Source organism: Vibrio sp. 1402 (assembly GCF_033340275.1).
This window is the reverse complement of record NZ_JAWOWE010000004.1, coordinates 47,000-61,852: the sequence shown is the minus strand read 5'-3', so window position 1 is coordinate 61,852 and position 14,853 is coordinate 47,000. Positions and strand designations below refer to the sequence as shown.

Sequence of the window (14,853 nt, the reverse complement as noted above, 5' to 3'; positions counted from 1 at the left end):
CCGCTCAGTGTAGTGCTATTAGATTCCTAACCTCGCTGGAGTGACACAAAAAATCGTTAAGCCATCTGCATTAATCTTTCGCGCTGGCGTTTTTGTAGGAGTGTTATCCACTTGTACAAGTTTTGCTTAAACATAAACATCAATGAAAAAGTAGATAGTGATGAGAATAGAAGAAAGAGCAACAAACCCTTTAACATGATTAGGATTCAGTTGACGAGAGACACGAGCTGCAAGATACCCACCTACCAACGTACCGACCAAAACAACACTACCTGTGTGCCAGTCAATGGAGCCATTGGCAACAAAAATCACGATAGCAATGAGTGAAACACACGTAGATACGAGCAATTTCAAACCGTTCATTAAATTAATGTCTTGGTGGCCAGCTACTACCAGATAGCTCAGAACAATAACCCCTAAACCTGCGTTGAAAAAACCACCGTAAGCAGAGACACCAACAAGTAGTGAACCCAACGCGATTGCTCCGAGTATGCCAGCATGTTTGTGCTCTTTCGCGACAGTTTTGATTAGCATTGTTAAACGAGAACCGGTGAGAAAAAGCACGGTGGCAAATAAGAGTAACCAAGGGATAGCTTCCATAAATAGCGATTCTGGCGTGTTGAGCAACAGATATGCTCCGACAGCGCCGCCGACTAAACTGAATGAGACTGTGAACAGCAGTTCATGCTTGTTCTTCATGATCTCTTCTCTGAACCCGACGGCTCCACTAATGTAACCCGCACATGAAGCATATGTGTTTGTTGCGTTAGCCATAATAGGAGGAACACCAACTGCCAATAGAGCCGGAAAAGTAATAAAGCTTCCGCCTCCCGCTATGGAGTTAATGATCCCACCAATTACGCCAGCAATGAATAAAAGTGAGAGTTCTAAAAGCATAAACAATCCTTGTTATGTTCTTTTTTATTGTTAGAGCTTCAGATGATCTAACCTACATGCTCTAATGTTCTGATATGAGGTTTACTTTACCCGCTCTAAAACAAAATTGTTCAGTTCTGTAACGTTTTTGATGACATGAACGGCTTTACTTTGAGAGTACCCTTCGAGGCGATACATAAAGTCATCATTCCAGAATGCGGGGCATTGCTGAAGAACTTTGTAGCTTTGTAACGTTCCTTTCAGTACCGAACTACCATCAGGCCAACCTTCAGGTTTTATGAATAGTCCTTTAAGGAGACGTTTCGTCACAAACCAATAGCTTACGGAGTATGGTAGATCAATATAAATGAGAGTATCGGCTGCATCTAAACGAGCGTTGAAAGAGCTGATCGGTCCAAGGCCATCTATAATCCAACGATCTGAGCTTAGTATATTGCTATGGGCTTCATCAAAAACGTTACGCTCAACGGGAGCACCGTTTGGTTTATAGACTATTGAATCTAATTGATGAAGAGGAAGACCGGTAGCAGACGCGATTGCTTTACTTACCGTCGATTTTCCACTGCCGGGTTTACCAAAAACTGCTATTTTTTGCATTGTGACCGCCTCCAAGAGAGCTTTTCCCATACGGTAGAGACAGAAAACCCACCGCTATGGGTGGGTTCGATAAATACTGAGCGCATCAAAAAATCCCACCATTCCTATGGAATGATGATAATTCGTTGGTTAAGTTGCGCTAAGTGTGTGTTCATACAATCACCTTCATATAACGACAGTGATTTGTCAATACCATCTGCACAATAAGCGAACGATTTGGAGGGTGGAAGATAAAGCCATCACGATGGATGGCTTTATCTAGGTTGAAAGAGACAGCGATTACTGCTCAACGCTGACTGGCTGTGCTTTAAACTTTTGAATCAGCTTTACGATTAGTGGACTTGCCAATACCAATACAGCTAAAACAGTAAAGGTAAGGGTAATAGGACGCTCCCATAGGAAACTCAGTTCTCCATCTGAAATCATTAATGCGCGGCGTAAGTTCTCTTCCATTAATCCTCCAAGGATGAAGCCCAGCAATAAAGGTGCGAGCGGGAAGTTAGCGAGCCGAAGTGCAATGGCAGCCATAGCCACAATCAGCATCACGAACACATCCATAGTGTTAAAAGAGACCAAATAAACCCCGGTGATTGAGAAGAATAAAATCATCGGTAGAAGCACCGTTCTTGGAACCGCCAAAAGCTTTGAAATGTACGGAATCAATGGTAAGTTCAGGATCACAAGTACGATGTTGCCGAAGTACATGGAAATGATCACTGACCAGAACACATCTGGGTGTTCAACAAATAGGCGAGGTCCAGGTTGAATACCATAAGCGATCAGCGCACCGAGCATTATTGCTGTTGTACCAGAGCCCGGAATACCAAGCGTTAATAGCGGTACAAATGAACCACTAGATGCTGCATTGTTCGCAGACTCTGGCGCAACCAAACCACGGATACTGCCTTTACCGAACTCATCCTTTTTCTCTTTAGGTGCGAGGTTGCGCTCCATACCATAGCTTAAAAAAGCAGCAATGGTTGCCCCTGCGCCAGGAAGAACGCCAGTGAAGAAACCTAATATTGAAGAGCGAATTGAAACAGGCGCAACATCTTTGATTTCTTCCTTGGTCACTTTCATTGAGCCAATGTTGCTCAGCTTTTCTTGTTCTTCATCGCTGGTGTCTTTTGATGGTTTAAGAATGCCCATCAATGTTTCACCCAGTGCGAATGTCGCCATTGCAAGCAACAAGAAGCTAAAGCCATCCATTAAATCCGTTAAACCGAAGGTAAAGCGTTCAACGCCTACGCCTTTATCGATTCCAACTGTAGATAGCATCAAACCAAGAATGGTCATCATCCACGCTTTGATTACCTGACCTTTCCCCGCAAAAGCCGCGACTGCTGATAACCCAAGTAGCATCAACGCAAAATAGTCCGACGATTGGAAGCTAAGGGAGACGCTAGCCAATGCTGGTGCGGCAACAAGCAACATAATGGCAGATAGCGTACCGCCAGTGAAAGACGAATAAGCTGCCAAAGCTAATGCTTTACCTGCCTGGCCTTTTTGAGCCATTGGGTAGCCGTCGAATGCTGTGACCACGGTTGAAGAACAACCCGGCGCGTTAATTAAAATCGACGATGTAGAACCACCAAATACCGCACCGTAATAAACACCCGCCATTAAAATAAGGCCAGAGGAGGGCTCTAGGCCATAAGTAATTGGGATCATCAAAGCAATGGCTGAGATCGGCCCAAGTCCAGGTAACATGCCGATAAATGTACCGACGAAGCAACCAACGATCACCATCATAATGTTCATTGGCATTACTGCAGTGGATAAACCTTGTAGAATTCCATCTAACATAATTCAGTCCTTTCTTTGACTACCAGATGGTGAAAATCAAACCCGGTTCGAGATAGATGTCCAAACCTTGAGTGAGTAATAAGTAGAACGCGATCACGAATGGAAACGACGCGCCAAACAGAACGGGTTTACGTCTTTCCCCGAGCAGATAAAAGCCAGCCAATAAAAAGAAGCCAGTAGCTATCACAAAACCTAAGTAAGTCAGGCCCACGCCGTAGAGCGCCATTAAAATTAAAAAGGCAATCAGTAACTTCCAATTGAAGGTCAGCACTGCGCCACTTTGTTTATCTGGTTGTCCTGTCACCAGCAATAGCAAAGAAAGGCCGACACCAACGTAAGTCAGGATGGTTGGCAGAGTACGTGCGGTGAATGGTTCATACTCATCACCTGGAAACAATGGAATCTGCGAGGTTTGATAACCGTAGCAAAGACAGAAGAGTAGAAAGATCATTGCGCCGACACGGTCACGACAGAGCAAATATTCTTTGGTGAAAAAGTTGGTTGAACGAGACATATTCAACTCCTAACAAAAATAAAAAAGACCGCATATGGACGTTAATGAATAAACTAAACCATTAACAATTAAGCATTTCGCTGCTAGTCGAGCTGCTTTGGGTATATAAACAAAGGAGTGTGCATGCCGATTGTCGACAATGTCCATATGCGGTGAAACTTAGAGTGCAAATACAATGGGGAAATACCAACCTACGTTATTCATTGAGGTTGGTATCTGAGGGACCCCAATTCGATTGTTACTTCAGGAAGCCTAACTCGCGCATTAAGTCACCCATCTGTTGCTCTTGATCTTCAAGAAACGCGAAGAATGCTTTATCCGCTTTATAGTTGTCGATCCAACCATTGCGGTCTCGAACGACTTGCCATTCGTCGGTGTTATACATTTTAGTAAATGCGGCATTCCATTCATCTAGCTTTTCTTGGCTTGTGCCTGGTGCTGCAAAGAATCCACGCCAGTTAGCAAAGACAGTTTCATTACCATATTCGGTGAGAGTTGGAATGTTAGGCGCAGCTTCTAAACGTTTTGGTGCTGTAATCGCTAACACTTTCACTTGCCCAGACTTAGACATTTCGAGTACTTCACCTAGCCCTGTAGAGAGCAGTTGTGTTTCGCCTGAAAGTAGGGCTGCCATGGCTTTTCCACCTGCATCATAGGCAATGTAACGAACTTTACGCGCATCAAAACCTTCACCTTTGAAAGCTGCTGCTATAACCAAATGATCCATAGAACCACGAGCAGAGCCACCAGCAACCTTCACCTTACGTGGGTTTTCTTTAAAAGCTTTAACGACATCTTCCCAAGAGCTGTAAGGAGAATCGGCTGATGTAACAATGGCGCCATAATCGGCAACCGTTGCGGCAACAGGAGTCAAGTCGCGGAAAGATTGTGGGAAGATCCCACTGAGCGAGCGAACGACGATCGGTGTTGAGTTCACCATGAGTGTATCTTCTTGACGATCAGCCGTTTCAATCAAATGTGCGATTGCTTTGCCACCGCCACCACCAGATAGGTTTTGAAATGATACGGTTTCGACGATGTCTGATTTTATTAATACATCACCAGTACCTCGGGCGGTCATGTCCCAACCGCCACCGGCACCTCCAGGGATAAGAAAGTGCATTTTTTCAATATCTGCAGCAAGAGCGTTGAATGAAAATGAAGCTGCGATGATTGAAGCGGCGAGCGTTGGTTTGAGTACCTTTAACATGTTCACGTTCCTTATGTTAGCGACTCTATTTAGTTGAGCCTTATTGTTTTTGCTCAGTTGTCATGCCTTGTAAGCGTTAAAGCTGAACTTGGTGTAAAGGTTAATTAAGTGTTAAATATCTGTCTGTAAAAGAGATATAAAGAGAATATTGAGCATTTCGGTTATTTTGTTCATAAAGTTCACGGCGAGAAGTTGGTGTTAGGTCACGCGGCTTTACGCTTTGGTAGGCCATAATAAAATGACGGAAATGAACGAGGAAAAGAGAATGAAAGGGACGTGTTTGTGCGGCGCAATTGAAGTCATCGCTGAGGTTAAAAATGAGGTTAGCCTGTGCCATTGCTCTATGTGTCGAAAATGGTCGAGTGGCGCACTTCATGCGGTGCATTGTGGGCCTAACGTGACGTTTAAAGGTGGCGAACCTAAACGTTATCAGTCGTCAGACTGGGGAGTGAGGGGGTTTTGCGGTGAGTGTGGTACAAACCTTTTCTACCATTTGTTGCCGACAGGTGAGTACATTCTTTCCGCTGGTTTGTTCGATAACCCAGATTTCAAACTCACTTTAGAGATTTTTACCGATGAAAAGCCAGCTTATTATGACCTCAATTCCGCTTCACAAAAGATGACTTCGCAACAAGTCTTTGATCAATTTGTACCTAAAGAATAGTTTTTATCCGATTATTGTTCGACAGCTGAGCTTTTAGTCTTTAGATCATAAGCTTAAAGGTTTATAAGTTGTCGACAATATGAACTCACTATTCTTTATTTCTGCTAAAAATGGCACTTAATGGGCATTTTAGGCCCATTTAAATTACGACCTTAGTCTAAATTGTCGACAATTTACTTGATTGTCGACACTTTGATCGACTACTTTATATTCAGGTTAAGAAATTGTAGACATTTCGATGTCGGTAACAAGAGTATCTGAATATGAACTCTGAGTTGAAAGCTCGTTATAAAGTGCTGGGTTCTGAGAAAGAACACACCAAATCCGAAACGCTGACCGAAACACTGATTGAAGTCATTGTTAATGGCGATGTGAAGCCTGGCCATAAGATATCAGAGCCTGAGCTAGCAAAGAAATATCAAGTCAGTCGTGGGCCTTTGCGTGAAGCATTGATGCGCTTAGAGGGGCTAGGGCTCATCGAGCGAATTCCTCATGTTGGGGCCAGAGTGACCACTTTTTCTCCGGAAAAGCTGATAGAACTTTATGCCGTTCGAGAAGCATTGGAAGGCATGGCAGCAAGGTTAGCTGCGCGACATATTACGCAAGAAGAGCTCTTAAGCTTGGAAATGCTATTGTCGACACATTCCAAGCATATAGACCAAATGGAAGGCGCGTCTTACTTCCATCAACATGGTGACTTTGATTTTCACTATCGCATCATCCAAGCGAGCAGAAACAGTAAGTTAATATCTCTGCTGTGTGATGAACTCTATCACTTATTACGGATGTATCGTTACCAGTCGCCACGTGCGCAATCTCGCCCGAATGAGGCGCTCACCGAACACAAATTCATTTTGGAAGCCATTCGCAATCGCGATGAAGAGCTTGCAGAAATGTTGATGAGAAGACACATATCAGGAAGTCGAAAGCTCATCCAATCTCAAATTATACATACAGAAAGTTTAGACAAAGACTAGAAGGAATTCGTCATGAGCTTAACACCGGGAGCGAAATTCAGACTCGCCATTGAACAAAATAATCCACTACAAATTGTCGGCACTATAAACCCGTATTGCGCCATGATGGCAAAAAACTTGGGTCACCAAGCGATCTACTTGTCTGGTGGCGGTATCGCAAATGCGTCATACGGATTGCCGGATCTCGGTATCACAACATTAAACGACGTTTTGGTTGATGTTGACCGTATTACTAACGCATGTGATTTGCCTCTTTTGGTTGATATCGACACGGGCTTTGGCGGTGCATTTAACATTGCTCGCACGATCAAAGCGATGGAAAAAGCGGGCGCGGCAGCGGTGCACATGGAAGACCAAGTCGCACAGAAACGTTGTGGTCATCGTCCGAACAAAGCAATAGTCAGCCAGCAAGAGATGGTTGATCGTGTAAAAGCCGCGGTTGATGCACGCAATGATGAAAGTTTCGTGATTATGGCTCGTACTGACGCGTTAGCTGTTGAAGGCATGGACAGCGCAATCGAGCGCGCGATTGCGTGTGTGGAAGCTGGCGCAGACATGATCTTCCCAGAAGCGATGAACAAGCTGGACCAGTACCTTCAGTTTTCAAATGCGCTTGAGCAAGCGACCGGAAAGCACGTTCCTATTCTGGCGAATATTACAGAATTTGGCGCGACACCGCTGTATGGCTGCGATGAGCTAGCGAAAGCAAAAGTGGACATGGTGCTTTATCCATTAAGTGCGTTCCGTGCCATGAACAAAGCTGCTGAAACGGTCTACAAACATTTGCTAGAAGTGGGTAATCAGGAAGCACTGGTTGATTCGATGCAAACACGTAAAGAGTTGTATCAGCACCTGAATTACCACGACTATGAAGACAAACTTGACCAGTTATTCTCTGAAGGGAAATAGCGGGGGAAAAGCAAAAATAAACGGAAGCCCAAGAAAAAGATAATCGGAATTTATCTCATCTAATAACGTGAAATTCGTTTGGCTAAAAACACCCCAGAGAGGGAAAAGTCAGACAGAAAAGGAGTTCAAACAATGTCTCAAACTGCAGAAAAGAAAGCAGAATTAGGTGGCGCAGGCCTTCGTGGTCAAAGCGCAGGAAGCACAGCTTTATGTACTGTCGGAAAAACGGGAACTGGTTTAACTTATCGTGGATACGATATTACTGATCTTGCGAACAACGCACAGTTTGAAGAAGTGGCTCACCTTCTGTTACGCGGTCACTTGCCGAATCAACAAGAACTTGATGCGTACAAGACACACCTACTCAGCCTTAGAGGTTTGCCAGCCGAGCTAAAACAAGCTTTAGAGTTGATTCCTGCAAGCGCACACCCAATGGACGTGATGCGCACGGGTTGTTCTGTATTGGGTAACCTAGAGCAGGAAATGAGCTTCGAGGAGCAACTGAAAGCAACCGAACGTATGCTAGCCTTGTTCCCTGCCATCATCTGTTACTGGTACCGCTTTAGTCATGATGGCGTGCGTATCAACACCGAGGATCAGACTGAAGATTGCATCGGTGGTTACTTTTTGCGATTACTTACGGACAAAGCGCCATCTGCGCTGCACAAACAAGTGATGCATTGCTCGCTCATTCTTTATGCTGAACATGAGTTTAATGCTTCTACATTCGCAGCACGCGTTTGTGCATCAACGTTGTCAGACATCCATTCTTGTATCACGGCAGCAATCGGTACGCTTCGTGGACCACTTCACGGCGGTGCGAACGAAGCGGCGATGGAAATGATTGAAGATTGGCAAACGCCCGACGAGGCGGAAGCGAACATCATGAAAATGCTAGCCAATAAAGACAAGATCATGGGCTTCGGTCATGCGATTTATCGTGAAAGTGACCCTCGCAACGCCTTAATAAAACGCTGGTCCAAAGAGCTATCGAAACAAGTTGGTGATACACATCTATATGCGGTTTCTGAGCGTGTTGAATCAGTGATGAAGCGAGAGAAAGGTCTGTTCTGTAATGCGGACTTCTTCCATGCATCGGCTTACCACTTCATGGACATTCCAACCAAACTATTCACCCCAATCTTTGTGATGAGTCGTTTAACGGGCTGGGCTGCACACGTTTATGAACAGCGTGCCAATAACCGTATTATTCGCCCAAGTGCCGATTATACGGGCCCAGATCATCAAGAATGGGTGCCTATCGAGAATCGCTAGCGCGAAGGTCAACGAGGGCATTATATGCTTTGGTTGACCACCTCCTTCCTTTGTCATTCTCTCTAACAGAGGAAGGAAAACCTCTCATCACTGTGTTTCTGGAGCAATGGAAAACCTTGATGAAGGCAAGATGTAAAGACTGAATGGAAGCAAACCATGAACACAAATATTAATACCCAATATCGTAAGCCGCTTCCGGGAACTCAACTGGATTATTTTGATGCACGCGAAGCCGTCAATGCCATTTCTCCTGGAGCCTATGAAACACTCCCTTATACCTCTCGCGTGCTAGCTGAGCAACTGGTCCGCCGCTGTGACCCGAACACATTGACAGATAGCCTGAAACAGTTAATTGAACGCAAACGCGATCTTGATTTTCCTTGGTATCCAGCACGCGTTGTTTGTCATGACATTCTTGGTCAGACCGCTCTAGTCGATTTAGCGGGTCTGCGCGATGCCATTTCAGATCAGGGCGGTGATCCTGCAAAAGTGAACCCAGTGGTTGAGACACAATTGATCGTTGACCACTCTTTAGCGGTTGAACATGCGGGCTTTGACCCTGATGCCTTCGACAAAAACCGCGCGATTGAAGAGCGCCGTAATGAAGACCGATTCCACTTTATTGAGTGGTGTAAAACAGCGTTTGAAAACGTCAGCGTGATTCCAGCTGGGAATGGCATCATGCACCAAATCAACTTGGAAAAAATGTCTCCTGTGGTACAAGCAAAGCAGGGCATTGCCTACCCAGACACCTGTGTGGGTACGGACAGTCACACGCCTCACGTAGACGCTCTTGGTGTTATTGCGATAGGTGTCGGTGGTCTGGAAGCAGAAACCGTCATGCTTGGCCGACCATCAATGATGCGTCTACCAGATATTGTCGGTGTCAAACTGACGGGTAAACGTCAACCGGGCATTACCGCAACGGATATTGTCCTCGCGATTACTGAGTTTCTGCGTAATGAGCGTGTGGTATCTTCATATCTTGAATTCTTCGGAGAAGGCGCACGTGATCTAACGATCGGAGACCGCGCAACGATTTCAAACATGACACCAGAATACGGCGCAACAGCTGGCATGTTTTATATTGATGAGCAGACCATCAATTACTTGAAACTAACTGGTCGAGATGAAGAACAAGTTGCTCTAGTAGAAAATTACGCAAAACAAACCGGTCTTTGGGCAGACGATCTTGATAGCGCCGTTTACGAGCGCGTACTTGAGTTCGATTTATCATCAGTTAGCCGTAACTTGGCTGGTCCGTCAAACCCTCATCGTCGTTTACCAACTTCTGAGTTGGCACAGCGCGGCATTTCTGGAGCGTGGGAAGAGAAAGAAGGCGAGTTGCCAGATGGTGCAGTGATCATCGCTGCTATTACCTCATGTACGAATACTAGTAACCCAAGAAACGTGGTTGCTGCTGGCCTTGTGGCGAAGAAAGCCAACGAACTTGGTCTTGTACGTAAACCTTGGGTGAAATCGTCTTTTGCTCCGGGTTCTAAAGTTGCACGCTTGTATCTGGAAGAAGCGGGCTTATTACCAGAGCTAGAGAAGCTTGGCTTTGGCATTGTTGGTTACGCATGTACAACTTGTAACGGTATGAGTGGTGCGCTGGATCCAAAAATCCAACAAGAGATCATCGACCGTGATTTATATGCGACAGCGGTGCTTTCTGGTAACCGTAACTTTGATGGTCGAATCCATCCGTACGCCAAACAAGCTTTTTTGGCTTCACCACCATTGGTTGTCGCTTATGCGCTAGCGGGTACGATTCGTTTTGATATCGAGCGCGATGCATTGGGCACGGACCAAAACGGCAAACCAATTTATCTCAATGATTTGTGGCCAAGCGATGAAGAGATCGATGCAGTTGTCGGTACTCATGTTAAACCTGAGCAGTTTAAGCAAGTTTACATTCAGATGTTTAAGCTGAATGATCAAGAGCAAAATCCCAACCCGCTGTACGACTGGCGTCCGATGAGTACCTATATCCGCCGACCACCGTACTGGGAAGGTGCGCTAGCGGGAGAAAGAACATTGTCTGGCATGCGTCCATTGGCGATTCTGGGCGACAACATCACCACTGATCACTTATCACCATCCAACGCGATTCTCGCAAGCAGCGCAGCAGGTGAATACTTAGCGAAAATGGGTGTGCCAGAAGAAGATTTCAACTCTTACGCGACTCACCGTGGTGACCACCTAACGGCGCAACGCGCGACCTTCGCTAACCCAAAGTTGTTCAATGAAATGGTGAAGGAAAACGGCGAAGTCGTGCAGGGATCTCTGGCGCGTGTAGAGCCAGAAGTGCAGGTGGTTCGTATGTGGGAAGCGATTGAAACCTACATGAATCGTAAACAACCATTGATCGTGGTGGCTGGCGCGGATTACGGTCAGGGGTCATCCCGTGACTGGGCAGCAAAAGGCGTTCGACTGGCAGGCGTAGAAGCCATTGTTGCTGAAGGCTTTGAGCGTATTCACCGTACTAACTTGGTTGGCATGGGCGTACTACCACTGCAATTTAAGCCAGGCGTTAACCGCAATACGCTAGAGCTGGATGGTACGGAACTTTACGACGTGGTTGGAGAAATCAAGCCGGGCGCTGATTTAGCGCTGGTTATCACACGCAGCAACGGCGATAAAGTCGATGTTCCGGTTACTTGTCGCTTAGATACCGCTGACGAAGTTCACGTTTACAACGCAGGCGGTGTTCTGCAGCGTTTCGCGCAAGATTTCTTGGCACAATAAGGAGTGCGTATGTCAAATAATACTCCGAATCAAACAAGCCAAATAAAAGTGCCCGCGACGTACATGCGTGGCGGCACGAGTAAAGGTGTCTTTTTCAACCTAGAGGATTTGCCTCAAGAAGCGCAAGTGGCTGGAGCCGCACGTGACAAACTGTTGCTACGCGTTATTGGCAGCCCTGACCCGTACGCGAAGCAAATTGATGGTATGGGGGGCGCGACGTCAAGCACCAGTAAAACAGTGATTGTTTCGCGCAGCAGCAGAGCCGATCACGATGTTGACTACTTATTTGGTCAAGTGTCGATCGACAAACCATTCGTCGATTGGAGCGGTAACTGCGGCAACTTGTCTGCCGCTGTCGGTCCTTTCGCCATTCATGCTGGTCTGATCCCACAAGACCGTATTCCAGAAAATGGCATTGTGACGGTGCGTGTTTGGCAGGTGAACATCAGCAAAACCATCTTGATTCACGTTCCAATTGTTAATGGTTTCGTCCAAGAAACCGGCGAGTTTGAGCTCGATGGCGTGACGTTTCCAGCCGCTGAGATTCAAGTCGATTTCGTTGACCCTTCTGATGGCGAAGGAAGTATGTTCCCAACGGGCAACTTAGTTGATGATTTAGTGGTGCCGGATGTGGGTACGTTCAACGCGACCTTTATTAACGCGGGCATACCAACCATTTTTATTGATGCTGAATCGATAGGATATCAGGGCACCGAGCTGCAAGACGATATCAACAACGATGACACAGCATTAGCAATGTTCGAATCCATCCGTGCATATGGCGCGTTAAAAATGGGCCTGATTTCTGATTTAGAAGAAGCTCAAACACGCCAACATACGCCGAAAATAGCGTTTGTTTCTAAACCGAAAAGTTACCTGTCTTCAAGTGGTAAAGCCGTTAATGAGTCGGATATTGATGTGCTCGTTCGCGCGCTGTCGATGGGCAAACTTCACCATGCAATGATGGGAACAGCAGCCGTTGCTATCGCTTCTGCTGCGTGTGTGCCCGGAACGTTAGTGAATTTAGCCGCTGGTGGCGGTGAAAAAGAGTCCGTGACTTTTGGTCACCCGTCAGGAACGTTAAAAGTTGGGGCACAAGCGAAGCAAACTGAGCAGGGCTGGGTGGTGCAAAAAGCCATTATGAGCCGAAGTGCGAGAATACTGATGGAGGGATTTGTGCGTGTACCCTTCTATGTCTTCGATTAAAAGAGACGATCTTTGGATTAAAAGAGCGATCTTTGAGTAGAACGAGAGCAATGTCAGGACATACTGGAGGAAGCAATATGTCTTCATACGAAAAAGAATACTTATGGGCGAAGAATGAACCGGAGAGTTTTTGGCGCGCTCAAGCGGAGAATATCGATTGGTTCGAATCTCCTAAAACTATCTTGAAATCTGATGAAAACGGCATAGAACGTTGGTTTCCAGATGGTGTAATGAATACGTGCTGGTTAGCATTAGATTACCATTGCGAGCAAGGACGCGGTGATAATACTGCACTCATTTATGACTCGCCAGTGACAGGTCGTAAAGCCACGTACACCTATAGCGACCTACGTGACCAAGTAGCAAAAATTGCTGGCATGCTGTCTGCTCAAGGTGTTGAAAAAGGAGACCGAGTCGTTATTTACATGCCGATGATCCCAGAAGCCGCAATGGCGATGCTTGCCTGCGCGCGTTTGGGGGCGATTCATTCCGTAGTATTCGGCGGTTTTGCTCCTAATGAGCTTGCTGTACGAATTGAAGATGCAGAGCCGAAAGTGATCATGACGGCGTCGTGCGGGATTGAGATCAACAAAGTCATTCCATACAAACCAATGGTAGACAAAGCCATTATGGACAGCCGTTGGAAGCCTGAGAAAGTGTTTGTTTTCCAACGTCCAGAGTGCGACGCTGAGCTAAACCAAGATAGAGACTTAGATTGGCAGCGAGAGTACAACCAAGCGCTGCCACATGGTTGTGTTCCGGTGTTAGCAACCGATCCGCTCTACATACTTTATACATCGGGTACGACAGGTAAGCCGAAAGGCGTTGTGCGTGATAACGGTGGCCATGCTGTCGCGATGAAGTACTCCATGAGCGCAATCTATAACATTCCTCAAGATGGCGTCTTTTGGGCGGCATCTGATGTGGGCTGGGTAGTAGGGCACTCTTACATTGTTTACGCTCCACTGATTCACGGTTGCACTACTATCCTATTCGAAGGCAAGCCTGTTCGAACACCGGATCCTGGCGCATTTTGGCGAGTGTGTGATGAATATAAAGTAGATGCGTTGTTCTCTGCACCAACGGCGTTTCGTGCGATTAAGAAAGAGGACCCGGAAGGCGAGCACTTAAAACAGTACGACTTGTCGAATCTGAAAACCATCTTTATGGCGGGAGAACGCCTTGACCCTCCGACACTGGAGTGGGTTCAGAGCAAAGCGGACAAGCCCGTTATTGACCACTGGTGGCAAACCGAGACGGGCTGGGCCATCGCTGGCAACCCGACAGGTGTCGAAATGATGCCAGTTAAAGCTGGTTCTTCGACGAAGCCCATTCCGGGTTATCAGGTCGAAATTCTGAATGAACTTGGAGAGGCTGTCGGGCCTAACCAACAAGGCTTTGTCGCATTAAAACGTCCGCTACCACCAAGTTGTCTGCCAACGGTTTGGCGTAATCATGACCGTTTTGAAACTGGTTATCTTAGCCAGTTCCCAGGCTACTACGTGTCAGGTGATGGTGGCTATCTGGATGAAGACGGTTACCTGTTTATTATGGGACGTATTGATGACGTGATTAATGTCGCGGGACATCGATTGTCGACAGGTGAAATGGAAGAAATAGTAGGAGGCCACCCAGCGATTGCAGAATGTGCGGTGGTTGGTATCCACGATGATCTAAAAGGTCAGCTTCCACTTGGTTTTGTTGTACTGAAAGACGGCGTCAAAGTGGATGAGCTAGACCTTGAAGGTGAGCTTGTTGGCAAAGTGCGTAGTGAGATAGGTGCAGTTGCTTGCTTCAAGCATGCGTTGGTTGTAGACCGTTTACCGAAAACACGTTCAGGTAAAATTTTGCGTCGAACTATACGTCAAATAGCTGATGGTGAAAAATACACCGTTCCGTCATCGATTGATGACCCAAGTAGCTTGAACGAAATTGAGCGAGTGCTACGACGCTGAGAAAAACTCAATTCTAACTAACCCCTGATCCTCGAACTCTGTTGGTTGGTTCTGCCTCTGTACGTTTATTAAGTGCAGGGGCCTTTTTGTTGTTC

Annotated in this window: 12 protein-coding genes; 7 read left to right on the top strand and 5 right to left on the bottom strand. The window is 46.2% G+C overall.

Features of this window, described 5'->3' with window-relative positions:
• Nucleotides 1–126 precede the first annotated feature (126 nt).
• From R7044_RS09095 to R7044_RS09075, 5 genes are all read right to left on the bottom strand, one after another.
• A complete protein-coding gene (locus tag R7044_RS09095; protein WP_005377266.1) occupies nt 127–897 on the bottom strand; it encodes a sulfite exporter TauE/SafE family protein in 771 nt (256 codons plus the stop codon).
• Between the two features lie 81 nt (nt 898–978).
• Nucleotides 979–1,494 (bottom strand): hypothetical protein, encoded by a 516-nt coding sequence (locus R7044_RS09090; protein WP_005377268.1) that lies wholly within the window; start codon nt 1,492–1,494, stop codon nt 979–981.
• 279 nt (nt 1,495–1,773) lie between these two features.
• The gene (locus tag R7044_RS09085; protein ID WP_005388177.1) at nt 1,774–3,300 is read right to left on the bottom strand and encodes a tripartite tricarboxylate transporter permease; all 1,527 of its coding nucleotides are present in this window, start codon (nt 3,298–3,300) and stop codon (nt 1,774–1,776) included.
• Nucleotides 3,301–3,319: 19 nt separating this feature from the next.
• Nucleotides 3,320–3,814: a tripartite tricarboxylate transporter TctB family protein gene (locus R7044_RS09080; RefSeq protein WP_205461543.1), complete on the bottom strand. Its 495-nt coding sequence runs from the start codon at nt 3,812–3,814 to the stop codon at nt 3,320–3,322.
• 238 nt (nt 3,815–4,052) lie between these two features.
• The gene (locus R7044_RS09075; protein WP_005388181.1) at nt 4,053–5,024 is read right to left on the bottom strand and encodes a tripartite tricarboxylate transporter substrate binding protein; all 972 of its coding nucleotides are present in this window, start codon (nt 5,022–5,024) and stop codon (nt 4,053–4,055) included.
• Nucleotides 5,025–5,289: 265 nt separating this feature from the next.
• On the opposite strand from R7044_RS09075, the gene R7044_RS09070 reads away from it, so the two are divergent.
• From R7044_RS09070 to R7044_RS09040, 7 genes are all read left to right on the top strand, one after another.
• Nucleotides 5,290–5,688, top strand: a complete 399-nt coding sequence (locus R7044_RS09070) for a GFA family protein (protein WP_017633774.1) — start codon at nt 5,290–5,292, stop codon at nt 5,686–5,688.
• A 263-nt stretch (nt 5,689–5,951) separates the two neighbouring features.
• The gene (locus R7044_RS09065; protein WP_005377279.1) at nt 5,952–6,665 is read left to right on the top strand and encodes a GntR family transcriptional regulator; all 714 of its coding nucleotides are present in this window, start codon (nt 5,952–5,954) and stop codon (nt 6,663–6,665) included.
• 12 nt (nt 6,666–6,677) lie between these two features.
• Complete coding sequence (prpB, locus tag R7044_RS09060) at nt 6,678–7,574, top strand: methylisocitrate lyase (RefSeq protein WP_005388185.1); 897 nt, start codon at nt 6,678–6,680, stop codon at nt 7,572–7,574.
• A 132-nt stretch (nt 7,575–7,706) separates the two neighbouring features.
• Nucleotides 7,707–8,849 (top strand): 2-methylcitrate synthase, encoded by a 1,143-nt coding sequence (gene prpC, locus R7044_RS09055; protein ID WP_005377283.1) that lies wholly within the window; start codon nt 7,707–7,709, stop codon nt 8,847–8,849.
• Nucleotides 8,850–9,005: 156 nt separating this feature from the next.
• A complete protein-coding gene (acnD, locus tag R7044_RS09050; protein ID WP_225455485.1) occupies nt 9,006–11,597 on the top strand; it encodes a Fe/S-dependent 2-methylisocitrate dehydratase AcnD in 2,592 nt (863 codons plus the stop codon).
• A 9-nt stretch (nt 11,598–11,606) separates the two neighbouring features.
• The gene (prpF, locus tag R7044_RS09045; protein WP_005377286.1) at nt 11,607–12,803 is read left to right on the top strand and encodes a 2-methylaconitate cis-trans isomerase PrpF; all 1,197 of its coding nucleotides are present in this window, start codon (nt 11,607–11,609) and stop codon (nt 12,801–12,803) included.
• Nucleotides 12,804–12,880: 77 nt separating this feature from the next.
• Nucleotides 12,881–14,758 carry a propionyl-CoA synthetase gene (locus R7044_RS09040; protein ID WP_225455484.1) on the top strand — a complete coding sequence of 626 codons (1,878 nt, stop codon included), beginning with the start codon at nt 12,881–12,883 and terminating at the stop codon, nt 14,756–14,758.
• The last annotated feature ends 95 nt before the right edge of the window (nt 14,759–14,853 follow it).

Coding starts and splice junctions, on each gene's coding strand:
- R7044_RS09095 (WP_005377266.1), bottom strand. CDS start 897: ATGCTTTTAGAACTCTCACTTTTATTCATTGCTGGCGTAATTGGTGGG.
- R7044_RS09090 (WP_005377268.1), bottom strand. CDS start 1,494: ATGCAAAAAATAGCAGTTTTTGGTAAACCCGGCAGTGGAAAATCGACG.
- R7044_RS09085 (WP_005388177.1), bottom strand. CDS start 3,300: ATGTTAGATGGAATTCTACAAGGTTTATCCACTGCAGTAATGCCAATG.
- R7044_RS09080 (WP_205461543.1), bottom strand. CDS start 3,814: ATGTCTCGTTCAACCAACTTTTTCACCAAAGAATATTTGCTCTGTCGT.
- R7044_RS09075 (WP_005388181.1), bottom strand. CDS start 5,024: ATGTTAAAGGTACTCAAACCAACGCTCGCCGCTTCAATCATCGCAGCT.
- R7044_RS09070 (WP_017633774.1), top strand. CDS start 5,290: ATGAAAGGGACGTGTTTGTGCGGCGCAATTGAAGTCATCGCTGAGGTT.
- R7044_RS09065 (WP_005377279.1), top strand. CDS start 5,952: ATGAACTCTGAGTTGAAAGCTCGTTATAAAGTGCTGGGTTCTGAGAAA.
- prpB (WP_005388185.1), top strand. CDS start 6,678: ATGAGCTTAACACCGGGAGCGAAATTCAGACTCGCCATTGAACAAAAT.
- prpC (WP_005377283.1), top strand. CDS start 7,707: ATGTCTCAAACTGCAGAAAAGAAAGCAGAATTAGGTGGCGCAGGCCTT.
- acnD (WP_225455485.1), top strand. CDS start 9,006: ATGAACACAAATATTAATACCCAATATCGTAAGCCGCTTCCGGGAACT.
- prpF (WP_005377286.1), top strand. CDS start 11,607: ATGTCAAATAATACTCCGAATCAAACAAGCCAAATAAAAGTGCCCGCG.
- R7044_RS09040 (WP_225455484.1), top strand. CDS start 12,881: ATGTCTTCATACGAAAAAGAATACTTATGGGCGAAGAATGAACCGGAG.